This window comes from Xenorhabdus griffiniae, assembly GCF_015163655.1.
GTDB classification, from domain to species: Bacteria; Pseudomonadota; Gammaproteobacteria; order Enterobacterales; family Enterobacteriaceae; genus Xenorhabdus; species Xenorhabdus griffiniae.
On record NZ_JADEUF010000008.1, the window covers coordinates 1 to 19,754 of the forward strand.

The 19,754-nt window shown below is 42.8% G+C and carries 17 protein-coding genes; 7 read left to right on the top strand and 10 right to left on the bottom strand.

Annotation, left to right across the window (positions count from 1 at the left end):
• The coding region (locus IQ211_RS02800; RefSeq protein ID WP_193836319.1) for a cation:dicarboxylate symporter family transporter at positions 1-348 on the bottom strand (348 nt) is incomplete at its 3' end.
• Between the two features lie 452 nt (positions 349-800).
• Between IQ211_RS02800 and IQ211_RS02805 the strand changes: the two genes are divergently transcribed.
• Positions 801-2,423, top strand: a complete 1,623-nt coding sequence (locus IQ211_RS02805) for an ABC transporter substrate-binding protein (protein ID WP_189758876.1) — start codon at positions 801-803, stop codon at positions 2,421-2,423.
• Positions 2,424-2,457: 34 nt separating this feature from the next.
• Here the strand turns inward: IQ211_RS02805 and IQ211_RS02810 are convergent, their stop codons facing one another.
• The 4 genes from IQ211_RS02810 to sbcD form a co-directional block, all read right to left on the bottom strand.
• Positions 2,458-2,862 (bottom strand): type II toxin-antitoxin system HicB family antitoxin, encoded by a 405-nt coding sequence (locus IQ211_RS02810; protein ID WP_189758877.1) that lies wholly within the window; start codon positions 2,860-2,862, stop codon positions 2,458-2,460.
• Between the two features lie 51 nt (positions 2,863-2,913).
• The gene (locus tag IQ211_RS02815; protein ID WP_189758878.1) at positions 2,914-3,105 is read right to left on the bottom strand and encodes a type II toxin-antitoxin system HicA family toxin; all 192 of its coding nucleotides are present in this window, start codon (positions 3,103-3,105) and stop codon (positions 2,914-2,916) included.
• 79 nt (positions 3,106-3,184) lie between these two features.
• The gene (locus tag IQ211_RS02820; protein ID WP_189758879.1) at positions 3,185-6,865 is read right to left on the bottom strand and encodes an AAA family ATPase; all 3,681 of its coding nucleotides are present in this window, start codon (positions 6,863-6,865) and stop codon (positions 3,185-3,187) included.
• A gap of 15 nt (positions 6,866-6,880) precedes the next feature.
• Entirely contained in the window at positions 6,881-8,098 is a 1,218-nt protein-coding gene (gene sbcD / locus IQ211_RS02825; RefSeq protein ID WP_189758880.1) for an exonuclease subunit SbcD, read from the bottom strand.
• Positions 8,099-8,574: 476 nt separating this feature from the next.
• On the opposite strand from sbcD, the gene phoB reads away from it, so the two are divergent.
• From phoB to brnQ, 3 genes are all read left to right on the top strand, one after another.
• Complete coding sequence (gene phoB, locus IQ211_RS02830; RefSeq protein ID WP_189758881.1) at positions 8,575-9,264, top strand: phosphate regulon transcriptional regulator PhoB; 690 nt, start codon at positions 8,575-8,577, stop codon at positions 9,262-9,264.
• Between the two features lie 19 nt (positions 9,265-9,283).
• Positions 9,284-10,594: a phosphate regulon sensor histidine kinase PhoR gene (gene phoR / locus IQ211_RS02835; RefSeq protein ID WP_189758882.1), complete on the top strand. Its 1,311-nt coding sequence runs from the start codon at positions 9,284-9,286 to the stop codon at positions 10,592-10,594.
• Between the two features lie 356 nt (positions 10,595-10,950).
• Positions 10,951-12,291 carry a branched-chain amino acid transport system II carrier protein gene (gene brnQ / locus IQ211_RS02840; protein ID WP_189758883.1) on the top strand — a complete coding sequence of 447 codons (1,341 nt, stop codon included), beginning with the start codon at positions 10,951-10,953 and terminating at the stop codon, positions 12,289-12,291.
• Positions 12,292-12,391: 100 nt separating this feature from the next.
• On the opposite strand, the gene ggt is transcribed toward brnQ, so the two are convergent.
• The 3 genes from ggt to IQ211_RS02855 form a co-directional block, all read right to left on the bottom strand.
• Positions 12,392-14,152 (bottom strand): gamma-glutamyltransferase, encoded by a 1,761-nt coding sequence (gene ggt, locus IQ211_RS02845; RefSeq protein WP_189758884.1) that lies wholly within the window; start codon positions 14,150-14,152, stop codon positions 12,392-12,394.
• Between the two features lie 185 nt (positions 14,153-14,337).
• Positions 14,338-14,940: a peroxiredoxin C gene (locus IQ211_RS02850; RefSeq protein ID WP_189758885.1), complete on the bottom strand. Its 603-nt coding sequence runs from the start codon at positions 14,938-14,940 to the stop codon at positions 14,338-14,340.
• 182 nt (positions 14,941-15,122) lie between these two features.
• Complete coding sequence (locus IQ211_RS02855; protein WP_189758886.1) at positions 15,123-15,710, bottom strand: acyl carrier protein phosphodiesterase; 588 nt, start codon at positions 15,708-15,710, stop codon at positions 15,123-15,125.
• A gap of 118 nt (positions 15,711-15,828) precedes the next feature.
• Here IQ211_RS02855 and queA point away from each other — a divergent pair, with 118 nt between their 5' ends.
• Positions 15,829-16,902, top strand: a complete 1,074-nt coding sequence (queA, locus tag IQ211_RS02860; protein WP_189758887.1) for a tRNA preQ1(34) S-adenosylmethionine ribosyltransferase-isomerase QueA — start codon at positions 15,829-15,831, stop codon at positions 16,900-16,902.
• Between the two features lie 221 nt (positions 16,903-17,123).
• Here the strand turns inward: queA and IQ211_RS02865 are convergent, their stop codons facing one another.
• Both IQ211_RS02865 and IQ211_RS02870 read right to left on the bottom strand, forming a co-directional pair.
• Entirely contained in the window at positions 17,124-17,483 is a 360-nt protein-coding gene (locus tag IQ211_RS02865) for a helix-turn-helix domain-containing protein (RefSeq protein ID WP_189758888.1), read from the bottom strand.
• A gap of 64 nt (positions 17,484-17,547) precedes the next feature.
• On the bottom strand, positions 17,548-17,808 hold the full coding sequence (locus IQ211_RS02870) for a type II toxin-antitoxin system RelE family toxin (RefSeq protein ID WP_189758889.1): 261 nt from the start codon (positions 17,806-17,808) through the stop codon (positions 17,548-17,550).
• A gap of 353 nt (positions 17,809-18,161) precedes the next feature.
• Between IQ211_RS02870 and tgt the strand changes: the two genes are divergently transcribed.
• Positions 18,162-19,286 (top strand): tRNA guanosine(34) transglycosylase Tgt, encoded by a 1,125-nt coding sequence (tgt, locus tag IQ211_RS02875; protein WP_189758890.1) that lies wholly within the window; start codon positions 18,162-18,164, stop codon positions 19,284-19,286.
• Between the two features lie 124 nt (positions 19,287-19,410).
• Positions 19,411-19,749: a preprotein translocase subunit YajC gene (gene yajC, locus IQ211_RS02880; RefSeq protein ID WP_189758891.1), complete on the top strand. Its 339-nt coding sequence runs from the start codon at positions 19,411-19,413 to the stop codon at positions 19,747-19,749.
• Positions 19,750-19,754 lie beyond the last annotated feature (5 nt).

A 19,754-nucleotide genomic window follows, 5' to 3' on the forward strand; every position in this document is an offset into this window, starting at 1 on the left:
ATGCAATAGCGTGATCTTAGCGTTTTCATGGGAGAAATAGCTATAAAAAATCATATTCTGGTCTTTATTTAACCTCAATAACCTTGCTAAAAATGTGAGATCTCGCCCTGTACCAACACCGGCAATGCCAACAACCAATGTTGAAATTACAATCGGAACAACAATCATCTTAATAAGCTGGATAAATATTTTACCGGCAGGAGAAAGTACATTAACAATTAACCACTGTTTGTGCTCATTGTCATGTAAAATGGCTCCTGCAATAATTCCCAATATTAGCGCAGCTAAAATCTGCCAGCCAAGCCCAAATTTAAATTTCTTTTTATTAACTGTTTCGGTCTTATTCATTAGACAACCTTATGTTTTCTTTTCTTTACTCCTCTTTCTTATACAATAACCTTGACCTAATGCACAATAAAATCTGAGATAATCTTTTAAACAATGTATAAATGATACTCGTCATCATTTAAGATGTTTGTTTATTATTCAAGTTAGATCATGAGGCCACTGACACTAACCCAGGAATAATTCCTTGAATTGATGCATCAACATTGTCATTTAGGTTTCTGAGGTCAGAGGCTTGCTCAAGCCCTATTCATCACCTTTTTTGCCTTTGTGCTGAAATTTGAAAACTATTGTGTATAAATACATGGCTATAAATACAGTATTTGAAAATTTTATTATTGTTGCACTAAATGATTTATTGAGTAATAAATAGCATGTCATTCTGAAATATGGATTGAAAATAAAATAAAGGACAAAGAATAAATAATTACAGCACAGCGATGAGGAGACATGATATGTTAAGTCAAATCAGCAAAAAAACGCTTAAAATATTAGTTTGTTCTATGAGTATGATATTGGATAGTACAACACTGTCTTATGCCGCAGTTATTCCACCTGGTACACAATTGGCGGAAAAACAAGAGATTGTTCGCAATAATGGTGCAGAACCTGCATCACTGGATGTTGATAAAGTTGAAGGTAATATTGCATTAAACATTATCAATGATTTTTTTGATACGTTAGTGGGAATGGATGAACAAGGCAAGATCATACCTAGACTGGCTGCAAGCTGGGAAACTAAGGATAATAAAACGTGGATTTTCCATTTAAGGAAAGGAAACAAATGGTCTGATGGTACACCCATTACCGCTCATGATGTTGTTTTTAGCTGGCAACGGCTGACAAATCCTAAAACACTTTCCCCATATGGCAGCTATTTTGTTGATGCTTCTATGGTTAATGCTAAAGATATTTTAGCCGGAAAGAAAAAAGTGGAGGAGCTTGGTGTTAAGGCCCTGGACGATTCGACATTGGAGGTCAGGCTAGAAAAACCGGTTGGATACTTTTTACAGATGCTGGCATTCAATATTGCGGCTCCGATTAGCGAAAAAGTCGTTGAAAAATACGGGGATAAATGGACACAACCTGAATTTTTTGTTTCTAGTGGCGCATTTAAATTAGCAGAGTGGAAAGTGAATGAAAAAATTGTTGGAGTAAGAAATCCTTATTATTGGGATAATAAAAACACCGTTATTAATAAAGTCACCTATCTTCCACTTTCATCAGATACATCAGATTTAAACCGTTATCTGGCCGGAGAAATAGATATTACATTTACGATACCATTAGAATCGTTTGCCTCATTAAAGAAAAATATGAGTTCACAAGTTCATATTTCACCAATGCTTAGCACATATTACTATGAATTTAACAATAAAAAACCACTGTTTAAAGACACCAGGATCCGACAAGCACTAGGTCTTGCATTGGATAGAAATATCATTGCTAATAAAGTCCTTGCTCAAGGGCAAATACCTGCGTACACAATTTTACCTCCTGGAATTGGTGGTTTTAAATTTAAACAACCTGATTATGCATCATGGACACAAAATCAACGTAATGAAAAAGCCAAACAATTATTGAACGAAGCGGGCTTTAATAAAAATAATCCCCTTAAATTTAATTTGGTTTACAACTCATCAAATTTACATAAAAAAGTTGCTATTGCTGCAACCTCGATGTGGAAAAAGAATCTCGGTGTCATTGCCAATATACAAACTGAAGAGTGGAAAGTGATGCTGGAGAACGAACATCAAGGGAAATTTGATATCGTCAGAGGTGGATGGATTGGCGATTATAATAACCCGATGGCTTTTTTTAATATATTTACAACAAATCAAACCAATAATACTTCATTTTATTCTAGTAAAGACTTCGATAATTGGATCCGTAAAGCAGGAGAAACAAATAAACAAGAAGATTTTCAACATGCACTCGATCTTATGACAAAAGATACGCCGATTATTCCCGTTTATTACTATGTTACTGCGATATTGGTTAAGCCTTATATTGGTGGTTATTACGCTGATCTTTTGGGGAGAATATCAACGAAAGATCTTTATGTGCTTAAACACTAAATTAAAGAGCCTGCTTAAGCAGGCTCTCCATAGTTTATTGTAGTGCCTTGCGAGCAGCTAGGGCTAAAAATCCACTACGGCTACCATATTCGGGATGTTGTTTAACTTTCGCATCAATGCGATTGATTAAACGCAATGGCAGCGTAATATTAATCCGCTCTATTTTGTCTTCGAACTGGCTCATATCAACAGGAATTAAAAGCCATTGCCCATTTTTGTATTCATCGGCTTTTTCTGCAAGGTGTTGTTGCATGGCTTTTGGAAATGGGAATTCCAAGTTTTGTTCTTTCATTAACTCGAAATGTGCATTGATCGCAGATTGTGCATCAGAATGTGCTTCTTCAAGTGTGTCACCAGCAAAGATGCACCCTGCAACGTCAGGGAACCAGCCACTGACACTACCATCTTGATCTATTTCGACAAATGCTGGATATAACATAATCTTATTCCATTTTTATTTACAGGCTTTTTCTGGGTACTACGTCATCCATTAACTGGATTGTTTGAGTTTTGCATCTTTCAGAATCTTGCTAAGAGTTCCTGGTTTGATGTCTCTACGTGGATGAGGAATTGTTATCACAGCAGCGAATCCAGGATGAGTGAACTGATGATGACTCCCTTTGATTCGCTTAAGTTTCCAGCCGTTTTTTTCCAATAATTTCATTAAATCTGAACTGTTCAAGCAGCCTCCTTTCCGCTTTGAATATTATATACACACTATACACATCCATCAAGCGATTGTTATTATTTGATTTCCATGTTTAAACCCGAAATGCAGCCGATAATTGACTGAACCCTAATCCATTCTTTTTTTCTACTTTTATTTGAACAGGAATTCGTTCTTTTAATGCGTCTACATGGCTAATGACTCCGATAGTTTTTCCTGATGCATTAAGGTGTTCCAGTGCATCCAAAGCGATATCCAAGGTTTCAGGATCAAGCGTGCCAAATCCTTCATCAAGAAACAGGGATTCTATTTGTGTCTTGTTACTCACTAGATCAGACAAGGCGAGTGCAAGAGCCAGGCTGACAAGAAAACTTTCTCCTCCAGAAAGCGTTTTGGTATCCCTCATGGCTTCCGCTTGCCAGGTGTCAACGACTTGTAATTCCAGCCCGCTGTCATCTTTGCGTTGCAAGTAGTAACGGCCATGTAGTTTTTCCAAGCGGATATTTGCCAGATGCACGAGATGATCCAATGTCAGACCTTGGGCAAAACGGCGGAACTTAGCGCCATCGGCAGAACCAATGAGATTATTAAGATAACTCCAGTCATCATATGTTTGCTGTAAGTGTGCGATCTGTATCAGTAACTCCTGTTGGTGTTGGCGGCGAATTGCATCACTGTTCAATAGGGTTCTGACTTCACCTTGTTGTTGGTTGTTGTGTTTCAATTTAGCCGTAACGTCAATCAATATGGCGGATAATTGTTGAGGTTCATATTGGTTAAGCAATTGCGGCTGTGTTTCCGTATGTCGTTGTAAGGCCATTTCTGATTCATAATGGCGTGTTTTGGCTTGCAATTGTTGTTGTTCAAGTTTTTCTTGTAATTGTTGTAACTTTTCCCGCTGTTCCGGTTCTAACAAGGCATGTTCAAAGGATGATTGATCAGGAAAGCCTTGCTGTTCTAAGCCTGTCTGGAAATGGCTGACAGCAAGTTTGTAGTTTGCCTCGGCGGTAGTGTGGCTTTTTTCTATTTCACTGGCGGCACCGATTAGTTGGCTCATTTTGTTTTGCAGTGTTTGCAGATGGAAAACGGCCTGTTTGTAGGCGACTTCCAATTCATGGGTTTTTTGTTGCAAAACCTGACGAACGGTAATAATAGATTGTTCGCCAAATAAATGATGGCGTTCCTGACGTGTTTGTTCCAATAACTGTATTTGTTGTTGTTGCTGTTCATTCAAAGCATGGAGATGAGTGGAAAGCTTATTTTTTTGTTTGTCTAGTTCACCCAGTTTGCTTTGCAAGGCTGCTTGTTCTTTCTGTAGCTGTAGCAATTTCTCCCGTGAATCGCGGTAGTTTTTTAATTCTTGTTCACGCTGTTGTAGCCAGTTTTCTGTTTCATCAGGAGCAGGAAGTATGAACGGTGTCGGCTGTAATTGTGTGTTTAATTGTTGTGCTGTCGTCGCGTAGTCAGCCTCTAGTTGTTGAGCCTCTGCCGTCTTTTCTGCTAATTGTTTTTGGGCTGAATCCTGTTTGAATTTTTCCAATTCAATATTTTTTTCACAAGCTTGGTAGTGTTCTCGGTTAGCAGCAAGTGCTTTTTCGGCTGCTTGATAGTTTTTCTCTGCCTGTGAAAGTGCTTCTTGTTGAGCCTGGTATTGGTGATAAGCAGATTGTCGCTGACTGATAAAGTGATTAACCGCCTCTGCCTCCATCGGTAATTCGGTAGCTTGCAACTGCTGGCAATGGTATTCCCACTGTTTAACTAATTCTGTTAATTTAGCATTGTATTGTGCAATATTTTGCTGCAATTGCTCACTATGTTGTTGCTGAAGCTGATGCTTCTGCTGTAGGGTTGTACGCTTTTCTTGCAGTTGATCAAGCTGTTGGCGCAAGGTTCTCAGGCGCGCTTCTGAATGTGGTAGGGCAATATCCTGGTATTCGTTGATTAAAGGATGGTGAGTAGAACCACAAAGTGGGCAAGATTCCCCTTCTTTTAATTGTGCCCGTTCTTTTTCCAGGCTGACTATCCGTTGTTCCAAACGAATTCGATTGTTGAGATCGTCATAATGTTGTTGCTTATCTGCCAACTGTTGATTAAGGATTGCGATCTGATCAGGTAAGGCTTTTACCCATGCTTGAGATTGGTTTAATTGGTTTTGATCGGCTGAGAGCGCGGTTTGTAACTGCTGGTTCTGCGGAAGCAAAATCTCCAGTTGGTTTTGTGATACCAATTGTTTTTGATAATTTTCTAAATTTTTCTGCAATTGTTCCAATGGATGCTTTTGCTGCAAAATTGTGAGTTGGTTTGCAGCAGCGGCAAGGTTGTTATGCAGTGTTCGGCTCTGTTCTTGTTGTTTGGCTAATTCTGCATTCAAGGTATGTAAATAATGGGTTGTATGAGCAAGCTCTGAGGTTATTTGTTGGGTGCTTTGAGTAAGCTGATTTATTTTTTCTTGTCGCTCTTTTTGGCGAGTGAATAGTTGTTTCCATTCAGGCAGTTTGCTGTCCAAATTGCAGTAATAAGGATGCTGCTCATAGTAGGATTCCAAGGCTTTTTGTTCACTATTTAAGGTTACCGTTCGATCTTGTGTAGCTTGGTATTGGGATAAAATCTCTGTGAGATCGCGCTCTTGTTCTGCGATCTCTTGTCCAAGTTTCAGTAGATCTTTGGATTGAATATCAATTTTATGATCGAGCGGCATAATCTGCTCTGAGATGAGCTTTTCTTGTTGATTTTGATGCTGTTGGTGCTCTTCCCGCTTTTTTTCCAGCAGTGTTAGTTGTTGTTCGGCAGGTTGTAACATTGCCAGTTGTTGCCGGCGTTCATGTTCTATTTTAGTGCGTTGCTCCGTGAGCCGCTGTTTTTCATGAATAGCTCGGTTTTGTGCATCCCATAATGAACGAATTTTTTCTGCTGGCTCGCTGGCTGCTAGCTGTTGTAACTGGGGTTGTGCTTCTTGAATGGCTTGCTCAGTTTGTTGCAAAAGTGAAGCATTGTTGATCAGTGATTGCTGTAGTTCATTCCGGCGCAACAACCACTGATCGGCAGTTTGTAATGCCTTCATGTGTTGGCTGAGTTGGGTTTCTTCTGCAATAAGTTGTTGTTGCTGGTTTTGGTATGCCTGTTGTTGTTCTGGCGTGAGTAATTCAATGGAAGAAGCTTTGGCCTGTTGGATATTCAGTTCTGATTGTGCCTCTTTATGGCGTTGATAAATTTCCTGGGACAGAATGCCGTAAATTTCTGTACCGGTTAGCTCTTCCAGTAGATCGGCCCTGTCTTTATCCTGTGCATTTAAAAACGCGGCAAAATTTCCCTGTGACAAAAGCATGGATTTAGTAAAACGGCTAAAATCCAGTCCAGTTATTTCGGCAATTTTCTCTTTTTTCTCTGGAATTTTATCAGCCAGGATTTTTCCCTCTTTTTTGAGGGCCAATTCTCCTTTTGGGGGTTGGAGTTTGCCATTTGCCTGGTTGCGAGCACGACGCTGACTCCAAAATGCCCGATAGACAATGCCTTTGACTTCAAATTCTACTTCAGCAAGGCACTCTGCGGTATGACGGGTCATTAGCTCATTTTGTGAGGCTGAAATGGTGTTGAGCCTTGGCGTTTCATGATAAAGGGCGAGACAAATAGCATCCAATAAGGAGGTTTTTCCTGCACCTGTTGGGCCGGTAATGGCAAACAATCCATTACTGGCAAAGGGTTCTGCCGTAAAGTCTATTTTCCATTCACCTTGCAGGGAATTGATATTTTTCAGCCGTAAGCTAAGAATTTTCATGGCGTTCTCTTCAAGTTATTGCTGAGAAATATCATCCAGCGTTTGTTTAAACAGGGTGGTTAGGCGTTGTTTTTGTGCGGGATCGTCGATTTCTACCAGTGCTAAACGACGTTCAAAGACCTCATTGACGCTCAGTTCAGTAAGGGTTTCTTTATTTTGTGCAGATAGTGACAGTTGGCGAGTGCTTTTGCTACGGCGTAGCAAGATAATCTCAACAGGTAGGCTTTCACTTAGGGCCTGAATGCGTTTTTGGATATCGGGCAGATAATCTTGAGTTGCGACTTCAATATCCAGCCAAACCGGGCGTTCTCCTTGATATTCCCTAAAAGAGTGTAATTGCTCTTCGATTTGTTTCAAATTACCACGAATAAGTTGCATTGGCTGATAATGAGGGATCGGTAACAGTGTGATGTTATCAAGTCTTCCTGATTTAAAGTCCACTAAGCAGACGCTTTTCTCCTGTCCCACTTCATCAAAGCTGAGTGGAATAGGGGAACCGCTGTAGCGGATATGCTCTGATTTACCAATGAGTTGCGGGCGATGGATATGCCCCAGGGCAATATAGTCAGCAGGCGGAAATGATTGTGCGGGGAAGGCTTCTAATGTGCCAATGTAAATATCGCGAACGGAGTCTGTAGTGGAAGCACCCACTGTAGTGAGGTGACCAGTGGCAATAATCGGTAATGGCTGGCCGAACTGTTCTCGTAATGCACAGGCTTGCTGGTAGAGACTATAGTAGTGTTTGGTGATGGCATCCTGTAGGGCCTGCTGTTTTTGAGCGCCTGATTGCCCCGCCTGGCTGGTGATAATATCCCGTGGACGCAGGTAGGGAATGGCACAGAGGATCGCTCCTGCATGACCTTCTCTGTTATTCAGGATCTTTATCTGCTGTGTTATATCTTCGGGTTCAGCATGGGTAATGACAGTGGTATTCAGGTAAGAAAGCAGGGATTTAGATTCATTGAGTGTGGCGACGGAATCATGATTTCCACCGAGAATGACAAGTTGGCAGCCTGTGGGCTGTAGGGCCACAATAAATTGGTTATAAAGTTCACGTGCATAGCTGGGAGGAGAACCGGTATCAAAAATATCGCCGGCAATAAGCAATGCGTCAACCTGATGCTGCACGATTTTTTCAATCAACCACTGTAAAAAGTGTTTATGTTCAGCGGCACGGCTTTTAGTAAAAAAATATTGGCCAAGATGCCAATCAGATGTGTGAATAATTCGCATGATTTTCCCGCCGTTGCCTGAATGCTTTTCTTATCTGTTGCAGGTGCTAATTATAATGGCCGTGTGAGAGATGTCCTGTGCAATTTGATTTCCTTTACTGAATTTTCGAGCTGCTTCGCATTCATAGTGAAATATACCAATCTTCTTTCAAGATGCGTCTTAGCTATCTCCCCGCTACGCGGGGAGATATAAAGAATCACATTGATTTGCAAGCTGCAATTTGCAGTTGGATTGGTATATAACAAAAAGCAAGATTTTCTTTGAGAACCAGTTTGTATCTTGTTAATTGAGAAGTAAGGAGTTTCATAAAAGTGTCATAAAATTGACTCATAATGATTTGCAGTAAAAGTCACTAAATAGCGTTTCAAAATGATAGGAGTGTTCCTTACCCCGCGCGGGGGTAAGGAACTCCGGCATCTGATACTCTCAGTATGATGAAAACCTATTTAGCCTTAATGATATTAACGGAATTAACCATGGTTAAACGCATTTTGGTAGTTGAAGATGAAGTACCGATTCGTGAAATGGTTTGTTTTGCACTGGAACAAAACGGCTATGAAGCCATTGAAGCCGAAGATTACGATACAGCAATAAGACGTTTGTCTGAGCCTTATCCTGATTTGGTATTATTGGACTGGATGTTGCCAGGCGGTTCAGGGATACAACTTATCCGACAAATGAAGCGGGATAATAACGCTAAGGCGATCCCTGTCATTATGGTCACGGCTCGGGTGGAGGAAGAAGATCGGGTACGTGGTTTAGATGTCGGTGCGGATGACTATATCACGAAACCTTTTTCACCTAAGGAATTGATTGCCAGGGTTAAGGCTGTTTTGCGTCGCATTTCACCTATAGAGTTGGAAGACACTATTGATATGGATGGATTGGTTCTGGATCCATCATCCCACCGTGTTTCCAGTCATGGACAAGATTTGGAAATGGGGCCAACTGAATTCAAACTTCTCCACTTTTTTATGACTCATCCTGAGCGTGTTTATAGTCGTGAACAGTTACTCAACTATGTATGGGGAACAAATGTTTATGTGGAAGATCGTACGGTTGATGTACATATTCGACGCTTGCGTAAGGCGTTAGAGACAGGGGATCACGCCAGGATGGTGCAGACGGTGCGTGGTGCAGGTTATCGCTTTTCTACCCGCTATTGACTGTTTGGAGTAAAGTCGCGTGCTTGAGCGTTTATCTTGGAAAAAGTTGGTATGGGGGCTTGTGCTTTTTTGCTTGCCCGCTGTCATTTTGTCTCTTTTTATCGGTCACTTGGCATGGCTGCTGGTTATCGCACTATTTTTGGCTTTGGTATGGCATGGCTATAATTTGCTGAAATTATCCGATTGGTTATGGTTGGATCGCAATATGTTACCGCCAGCCGGCCGTGGCGGCTGGGAACCTATCTTTTATGGTATTTATCAGTTGCAGCAACGCAATCGTAAACGACGTCGTGAACTCGCATTACTCATCAAACGCTTTCGTAGTGGGGCGGAATCATTGCCGGATGCTATTGTGATCATGACCACGGAAGGCAATATTTTTTGGTGTAATCGCCTGGCACAACATTTACTTGGGTTCCGCTGGCCTGAGGATAATGGTCAGCATATTTTCAACTTGCTTCGCTACCCTGATTTTAGCCGTTATATTACCGCGAATGATTTTTCCCACCCTCTGTCCATCGAATTGAATAATGGCAATATGATGGAGTTCCGCATTATGCCTTATTCTGAGAAGCAATTATTGATGGTCGCACGCGATATCACCCAAAAACGGCAGCTGGAAAATGCCAGACGGGATTTTTTTGCCAATGTAAGTCATGAACTCAAAACCCCCCTCACCGTCCTGCAAGGTTATCTGGAAATGATGGAAGATCAGGCGTTCGACAATAAGGTGAACCAAAAGGTTATCGGTACGATGCGGGAACAAATACGAAGGATGGATGGTTTGGTGCAACAACTGCTGCATCTTTCCAAAATTGAAGGAGGGGCGCAAGTGGACATGAATGAAGTTGTGGATGTTCCCAACCTGTTGAAGGTATTGCAACGGGAGGTGTTGGCCTTGGGAAATGAGCAGTACGATATTGTGTTTGATATTGATGAAAAGCTGAAAGTGTTTGGTAATGAAGAGCAGCTGCGCAGTGCAATGTCCAACCTTGTTTATAATGCCATTAGACATACTTCTCCGGGCACAAGGATTGAGGTGAGTTGGCAAAATGTTTCCCAAGGTGCGCTGTTCACAGTGAAAGACAATGGCGGTGGGATTAGTGCGGAACATTTGCCACGCCTGACAGAGCGTTTTTATCGCGTCGATCGGGCCCGTTCTCGTCAAACGGGGGGGAATGGGTTAGGTTTGGCGATAGTGAAACATGCATTGCATCACTACAATACCCATCTCGATATTGAGAGCACTTTAGGAAAGGGTTCAGTCTTTAGTTTTTTATTAGCGTCTCAGCTTATTGTTTCTGCCAAAAACAGTTTTATGACAAAATGATTTATTGGCAGATGTGAGCAAAAAACACGCATGAATAAAAAAATGCACAAATCATATAGTGTGTATTCAATGATAGATAACAATAATAACTGATTTTAAAAAACAGTTCAGAATATTGTTCTGGTTTTTGGTTTACCGCTTGCCTTTTTGCGCTATAAAAGTTTTACTTGGGAGCAGTTGTTGGCGATTCTAGCTGTTATTATTACTATTATTCTGTAGCTTACGGCTATCAGTGAGTATCATGCAGATCACTGATTGTTAAATCAGAATCCGGTTTCGCCAGTGAAAATTCAAGTACTTGCGATAGCTACTGTCGCAGATGCATCTCTTTTGACAATAATACATTAACAATCATTATGGCATACCGTTTATCATCTAAGGATATTTGGGCATTAGGTTTTATGACCTTTGCCTTGTTTGTTGGTGCGGGAAATATTATTTTTCCGCCTATGGTTGGCTTGCAGGCAGGAGAGAACGTTTGGATCTCAGCAGTCGGCTTTTTGCTAACCGCTGTTGGCTTGCCAGTCATTACTGTCATTGCGTTGGCAAAAGTGGGTGGAGGTATTGAAGCACTGAGTGCGCCGATCGGAAAAACTGCGGGCCTGATTCTGGCAACTGTCTGCTATTTAGCTGTCGGTCCTCTGTTTGCTACCCCCAGAACTGCAACAGTTTCTTTTGAATTGGGTATTGCTCCACTTACCGGAACAGGTGATCTTCCTCTATTTATTTATAGTGTGATCTATTTTGCACTCGTGGTGCTGATTTCATTATATCCGGGCAAACTACTGGATAGTGTTGGCCATATATTGGCTCCAATCAAAATCGTAGCATTAGCCATTTTGGGAATTGCGGCGGTATTGTGGCCGGCAGGTGGCCCTGTTCCTGCTATTGAAAGTTATCGGGAAATTCCGTTCTCAAATGGCTTTGTCAATGGCTATTTGACAATGGATACACTGGCTGCAATGGTATTCGGTATTGTTATTGTCAATGCAGCCCGTTCCAGAGGGGTTGAGGCTTCTTCCCTGTTGACGCGCTATGCTATGTGGGCCGGCCTGATTGCTGGTCTTGGCCTGACACTGGTGTACCTCTCTTTGTTTAAGCTTGGGGAAGGTAGTGGCACATTAGTGCCTACCGCAGATAATGGTGCTGTGATTTTGCACGCCTATGTCCAAAATATTTTTGGTAACTACGGTAGCTTCTTCCTTGCGTTACTGATTTTCATTGCTTGTATGGTGACTGCTGTCGGTTTGACTTGTGCTTGCTCTGAATTTTTCAGCCGTTATTTGCCATTGTCCTACCGTGCTCTGGTACTGATCTTAGGCACATTCTCCATGCTGGTTTCTAACGTGGGCTTAAGCCATTTGATTAAGATCTCAATTCCAGTGTTGACGGCCATTTATCCACCCTGTATCGCGCTGATATTGTTGAGCTTTACAATCCGTTGGTGGAATAACTTCATCCGCATTTTGGCTCCGGCCATGTCTGTCAGTTTGCTGTTTGGGATCTTGGATGCAATAAAAGCTTCTGAGTATTTGTCCCATTTACTGCCTGAGTGGGCGAAGCATCTGCCATTAGCGGATCAAGGTTTGGCTTGGTTGCTGCCTACCTTACTGACGGCTGCTGTGTGCGCTATTTATGACCGCGTTGTAGGAGGCGTAAAGCTCCCAAAGTATGAAGTGCAGACTGAAGAAAAGTAGGAATAAAGTCTGTTCATGATAAACATGGATAAGTGATGTTATAAGATGATAAAGGTGAGCTGCTGAAAACAGCCCACCTTTTTTGTTGATTTATGCTGGATTAATAACCAATGGCGGCACCGGCAGGTCGTCGTGCATCGTTGGCACCATAGATGTAACCTTCACGGACAATACCTGATACGGCAGAATCATTGCCTGATGATTGTGGAGTCACCCCAGCAGCACCCGGTAATCCAATCATAATTAATTCTGCTGCTCCCCAAGGTGTCTGTTTCACCATTTTGTAGCCCATTTTTTCCAGTAAGTTTAGGGTGTCTTTCGACAAACCACGTTGCTCATAATAGACTTCGTCAGGTAGCCATTGGTGGTGGAACCGTGGACTATTGACAGCTTCTTGTGGTGGCATGTTGAATTCGATGATATTTAGCGCAGTTTGTAAAGTGATGGAGATAATGCGTGAGCCTCCTGGAGAACCTAACACCAGGAAGATTTTATTATCTTTGGTCACGAGTGTTGGACTCATTGATGATAGTGGGCGCTTACCAGGGGCGATTGAGTTGGTTGCACCTTGTACTAGCCCATACAGATTTTTCTCACCGACTTTAGTTGTAAAGTCATCCATCTCATCGTTGAGGAAAAAGCCTGTTCCTGGGGCAATGACGCCAGCACCAAAGCGTCCATTGATGGTGTAAGTTGTTGATACTGCGTTTCCTTCTTTATCTACCACGGAATAGTGGGTAGTTTCCGGTTTTTCATGGGGACCAATGCCTGGCTGAATATTTACCGATGGAGTGGCTTTATTTGGTTGAATCTCTTTTCTGATCGATTCGGCGTAACTTTTACTCAACAGTCGATCAAGTGGGTTGTTGATAAATGCCGGATCGCCCAAATAGGTATTTCTATCCATATAGGCGTGGCGCATGGCTTCTGTCAATGTATGAATATAAGCAGCAGAGTTGAATCCCATAGACTTAAGATCATAGCCTTCAACGATGTTTAATATCTCGCATAACGTCACCCCGCCAGAGCTGGGAGGTGGAGAAGAGATAAACTTGTAGCCTCGGTAACTACAGGTGACAGGCGTCGTTTCTGTGATGTGATAATTGGCGAAATCGGCTGCGGTAATAATTCCGCCTGCTTTTTTTGATGCTTGTGCAACTAATTGGGGAATTTTGCCGTGATAAAAAGCATCAGGTCCCTGTTTGGCAATCATTTCCAGTGTGTTGGCTAAATCGGTTTGGATGAGCCTGTCCCCTGGTTTGAATGGCGTACCATCTTTACGCAGGAAAATACGGGCAGCTTCTGGATCTTGAGCGAAACGCTTGACTGTGGTATCCAAAATATCGGTATCACCACGCGTCAGTATATAGCCTTCGCGCGCCAGCTTGATAGCGGGTGCCATGACTTGTTCGCGAGTTAATGTGCCGTACTTTTTCAGTGCCGCTTCAAATCCCATCACTGTGCCTGGTACAGCAATCGCGTTATAACCATACAGGCTGGCACCTTTGATCACTTTTCCATCTTTATCCAGATACATATCAGCGTTAGCCGCGGCAGGGGCTGTTTCACGGAAATTGATGAAAGTATCTTTTCCATTAGCGAGATGGATGGTCATAAAGCCACCACCGCCAATATTGCCGCAGCAGGGATTAACTACGGCTTGGGCATATCCAACGGCAACAGCAGCATCAATGGCGTTTCCACCCATTTTAAGAATATCTATGCCAGCTTGTGAAGCAAGGCGCTGTGAGCTGACAACCATGCCTTGTTTAGCTTCAACAGCAGGCTCAGTAGCAGAATAAAGAGGAGTGGAAATGAGCAGAGATACAGCGATAAGTGGTATTTTCCATGCCTTGAACATGTGTTGTTCTCCTGAGGATAGATCAACTGTTAATTGATTTGAGTGTTTGTGGTGCTTTTGTTGCGAATAAGTAATTCACCTTATCTAAAGCTCAGGATTTTGGAAAGTAAAAAACCAGCCGATTGAGCGGCTGGTTTGGAATGCTTCATAACGTAAAGTTATGAACAGGTTGAATCCTAACGGGATTACAGCTTGTCAGCGTTTTTGGTCAGGTATTTTGCTACGCCTTCTGGTGAAGCGCCCATGCCTTCCTGGCCTTTTTCCCATTGTGCAGGGCAAACTTCGCCGTGTTCTTCATGGAATTGCAGAGCGTCAACCATACGCAGCATTTCATCGATGTTACGGCCCAGTGGCAGATCGTTAACGACTTGGTGACGTACAACACCATTTTTGTCAATCAAGAAAGAACCACGCAGAGCAACACCCGCTTCTGGGTGTTCAATGCCGTAAGCTTTCATGATGTCACGTTTGATGTCAGCAACCATTGGATATTTGACTTCGCCAATGCCACCTTCGCTGACTGGGGTTTTACGCCATGCGTTGTGAACGAATTCAGAGTCGAAGGAGACACCAACAACTTCAACCCCACGTTTCTGGAATTCTTCATAGCGATGATCGAAAGCAATCAGCTCAGAAGGGCAAACGAAAGTGAAATCCATTGGCCAGAAGAAAATAACAGCAGCACGGCCATTCAGGTGTTTTTTCAGATTGAAGTTATTAACAATTTCACCGTTACCGAGAACTGCGGCAGCTGTAAAGTCAGGGGCTTGGCGGGTTACTAAAACCATAATTGACTCCTGTGATTTTAAAAGGTGTTATGTAAAAACGGGTTACAGCATAAGGAATTAGGTTATAGCAATAAAGGATAAAATACCAATTGTTATAATAGATTTTACCTATTGATAAACTGTTTTTAATTCCTTTTAGACTACATAAGATAAAACTATTTATGAAAAGTTCAAGATAGTTGCTACTCAAGTAGATGCTTATTTGTTGCTAGTGCCATCATTTCTGGGTAGAACTGATAAAATAGTGTTTCAAAATCAAGGTAATGATTTTCTATATCCTGATACGAACCGGTCAATGCGGATAATTTGGGGCGCCTGCGTGCCATGCTCTGCAAGACATTGGCGATGCATGACATATCGGCATAACGGATGAATAAATTTTGTGACCAGAGGTAGTTGTTCAATTCCTGAAATTTTTCGGGGGTTGACGCGAGATGCGGTTCTATAGTGTTGTGGGCAAGATGGACAAATTCGGGCAGGGAGTAATTTTTTTCAAATTTGTCCCAATGTCGCGAGAGAAAGTGATCCCAGATGATATCAAGAGTAATGGGGGCAACGCGTCGATATTCGGGACGAAATAATTGACGTGCTTCCAGGACAAGCGGATGCCTGTCCGTCAGGCTATCTACCCGACGGTGCATACGGATACCCGCTACAATATCAGAACGAAATGCGCCTTCTGGAGAGCCGCGGACGAAATCCGCCATCAAATTCCCCAGTAAGGAGCTTTCCGCTAAGGCAGCTAAATGAAGGTGTGCGAGAAAATTCATAGCGAGAGTATATCGCAAAGAATGCAGCGTAAATAGTTAAACCCGATGCTTCTTTGTTGCACCCTTGCACTTGCAGCACTAGACTAGTCCGCCTGTTTTTTTGAATGATACAGATAAAATGCGTGTCGCTGATTTTACATTTGAACTGCCAGAAGAGCTGATTGCTCACTATCCCCAGCCACAGCGAAGTGCTTGCCGCCTGCTTTCCCTTGATGGTGAAACAGGCAAGCTGACGCATGGTGTTTTTACTGATGTGCTGGATAAGCTGGAAGCTGGAGATTTATTGGTTTTCAATAACACCCGCGTTATCCCTGCGCGCCTGTTTGGCCGCAAAGCGACGGGGGGAAAGTTGGAAGTTTTAGTCGAAAGGATGCTGGATAATAAGCGAGTGCTTGCTCACGTTCGGGCTTCCAAGGCACCGAAAGAAGGTGCTGAACTTATCCTCGGTGAAGAAGAGAGCATTAAGGCAACGATGCTGGCGCGTCATGATACGTTGTTTGAAATCCGTTTTGATGACGAGCGTGATGTGTTGACCATTTTGGAGCAGATTGGTCATATGCCTTTGCCGCCTTATATCGCTCGTCCTGATGAAGATGCAGATCGTGAATTGTACCAGACAGTTTATAGTGAACGTCCAGGAGCCGTGGCTGCACCGACTGCGGGATTACATTTTGATGAACCGCTTTTGGCTGCCTTGCGTGAAAAGGGCGTTGAAATGGCCTTTGTTACCTTGCACGTTGGTGCCGGTACTTTTCAGCCTGTACGAGTGGAATCCATTGAAGATCATGTGATGCATGCCGAGTATGCGGAAGTGCCACAGGATGTTGTGGATGCAGTTCTGGCATGTAAAGCGCGTGGTAATCGGGTGATTGCTGTAGGAACAACATCGGTTCGTTCACTGGAAAGTGCCGCAAGAGCTTGTCAGGATGGGATTATCGCGCCATTTTTTAATGATACCCAAATCTTTATCTATCCTGGATTTGAATATCAGGTTGTTGATGTACTGATCACCAATTTCCATCTGCCAGAATCCACACTTATCATGCTGGTTTCTGCGTTTGCCGGTTATAAGAATACGATGAATGCCTATAAAGAAGCGATAGCAAAAGAATATCGCTTTTTTAGTTATGGTGATGCAATGTTTATTAATCGCAATAAAATGGCAGTCAAAGAACGGGTATCAGAAGGGTAAGTACCGCGAAACGGTGCTGATATTAATTAAATACAATGCTCAGATCGCGGATATTCCAGATTGCCGGCTAATTGTTGATATGTTGAATAGAGTAGCCTATCGTTATCCCAATGATAGGTTATTGCCTCTCGTTGCAACAGCAGAAATAATTTAAGCCTCGCATTCGCGGGGCTTTTTTGTCTTTCAGACAAAGTAAACGCCCCCTGAGCGGGGCCGTTGGGTTATGGAATGAGTTGTTCCGGAGTACAGTTGTATAGTGCAGCCAGTTTTTCTCGTGTGCGCTTCTGTGGTCGATCTGACGCCTCCCACTGAGATACGGTTGATTGAGTTGTGTCGAGTTTTTCAGCTACCTCGTACTGAGACAACCCACGATAGATGCGCCAAGCTGCCAGGAGAGAAATATCCTGATTAACCATAATAGACACGACGCCGTTAGGCACGGTCACATCATCATATTTTGACGGAGTGTATGGCACATCCTCCCAATCTTCCTTTATGCTGAGAAGTTTTTCGTATTCAGCTATTGGCAGGACAACATATAGCGGTTTTCCTGCTTCGTCGTTTATGTATTGCATTTTCATGTATTCATCCGGGTAGTTGAGAGTCGCGGTGAATTTAATAATGAGGAAATGGCGGGTGCCCCGCCTAGTACGTTGTCGATGTTCTCCGTTTGACTGCCATTATCGAGCAGATAACCGGTTCGCCGTCAGTGATTTCGAAGATTATCCTGTATTCGCCAACCCTTAGTCTGTACTGGTTATTAAGGTCATGAAGCTTCTTGATGTCCAGTGTCACTGCGGGGAAAGTTTCAAGTTGGTTAACCTTCTCACTGATAGCTTTCCGGTATCTGGTATCGATTGAAAGCAACTGTTTTCGTGCTTTCCTCGTCCATTGAACCGTAGCCATTGTTTCCTCATTTGTTAAAGAACATATCCGCTTAGAATGATTAGATAATGCGATTTTAATCGTATTGTGTCAATAATAAATGCGATTAAAATGCGATTCTGTTTTCAGGGCTGAGCTTCGGATTAGGCGGGACACATTTGGGATGCGAAAGTTTTTTAATGCCTTTCACACTTTTTTAATGATGTGCCAACTGTGGCAAAACTGTGTCGCAAGGAAGTGAAAATGACACAAAAATTCGCAATGATTGACATACTGTATATCACAAGGCTGGCGTGTACAGTGGCGTCATTAGTGTTTAGAATGCATCATTTTATGTCAAGCATCAGACTGTTTTTCTGATGTCTGGAGGTTAAGTGAAATTTGAGTTACAAAAGACGGATGGGAATGCCCGTCGTGGTCGTTTGATTTTTGAGCGTGGCGTTGTGGAAACTCCGGCGTTTATGCCTGTGGGAACTTACGGCACGGTAAAAGGGATGACACCGGAAGAGGTGAAAGAAACTGGAGCGCAAATCCTGTTGGGGAATACTTTCCACCTTTGGTTGCGTCCGGGACAGGAAATCATGAAATTGCATGGTGACCTGCATGATTTTATGCAGTGGCAAGGCCCTATTCTGACTGACTCTGGCGGTTTTCAGGTGTTCAGCCTTGGCGCCATGCGTAAAATCAAAGAAGAAGGGGTTCACTTCCGTAACCCAATTAATGGAACACCCGTGTTCCTCAGTCCAGAGAAATCGATGGAAATCCAATATGATTTGGGTTCCGATATTGTCATGATTTTCGACGAATGTACGCCATATCCTGCGGATTGGGATTACGCCAAGCGTTCCATGGAAATGTCATTGCGCTGGGCTGCCCGCAGCCGTCAACGTTTTGATGAACTGGGTAATAAAAATGCTTTGTTTGGTATTATTCAGGGCAGTGTGTACGAAGACTTGCGTGATGTTTCCATAAAAGGGCTGGTGGAAATCGGCTTTGATGGCTACGCTGTAGGGGGACTGGCCGTCGGTGAACCGAAAGAAGATATGCACCGTATTCTGGAGCATGTTTGCCCTCAGATCCCACAGGATAAGCCTCGCTATTTGATGGGCGTCGGCAAGCCGGAAGATTTGGTTGAAGGTGTTCGTCGTGGTATCGATATGTTTGACTGTGTGATGCCGACACGTAATGCCCGCAATGGTCACCTGTTTGTGACCGAGGGGGTTATTAAAATCCGCAATGCTAAACATAAAGAAGATACATCTCCCTTGGATGAGCATTGTGACTGCTATACTTGCCGCAATTATAGCCGGGCATACCTCCATCACCTTGATCGTTGTAACGAAATTCTTGGTGCAAGGCTGAATACGATACATAATTTAAGGTATTATCAGCGCTTAATGGCTGGAATTCGTCAGGCCATTGAAGAAGGCAAGCTGGAACAGTTTGTTGAAGCGTTTTATCAGCAGATCGGTAAACCCGTTCCGCCGTTAAATATATAATTTATCGTGACTAATCAGTCTCAATATGTGTAGCATATTGGGCTGGTTTTTGATCGAGCCACTGCCGATTTTCAATCGTAATGTTTTCGGCAGTCATATTTTCGATAACAATGAGGGAAATTTGATGAGTTTTTTTATTTCTGAAGCTGCGGCAGCTGCTGGCGCACCCGCGCAAGCTCAGGGAAGCCCATATTCTCTGATTATCATGCTGGTTGTTTTCGGTTTGATTTTCTATTTCATGATCCTGCGTCCACAACAAAAACGCACCAAAGAACATAAAAAACTGATGGATTCCATCTCCAAAGGGGATGAAGTGCTGACTTCTGGTGGTTTGGTGGGACGTGTCTCTAAAGTGTCTGATACCGGCTACGTGGTTATCGCCTTGAATGACACCACAGAAATAACTGTCAAACGTGACTTCGTTGCTGCCATTTTGCCGAAAGGTACAATGAAGGCTATTTAATTTTC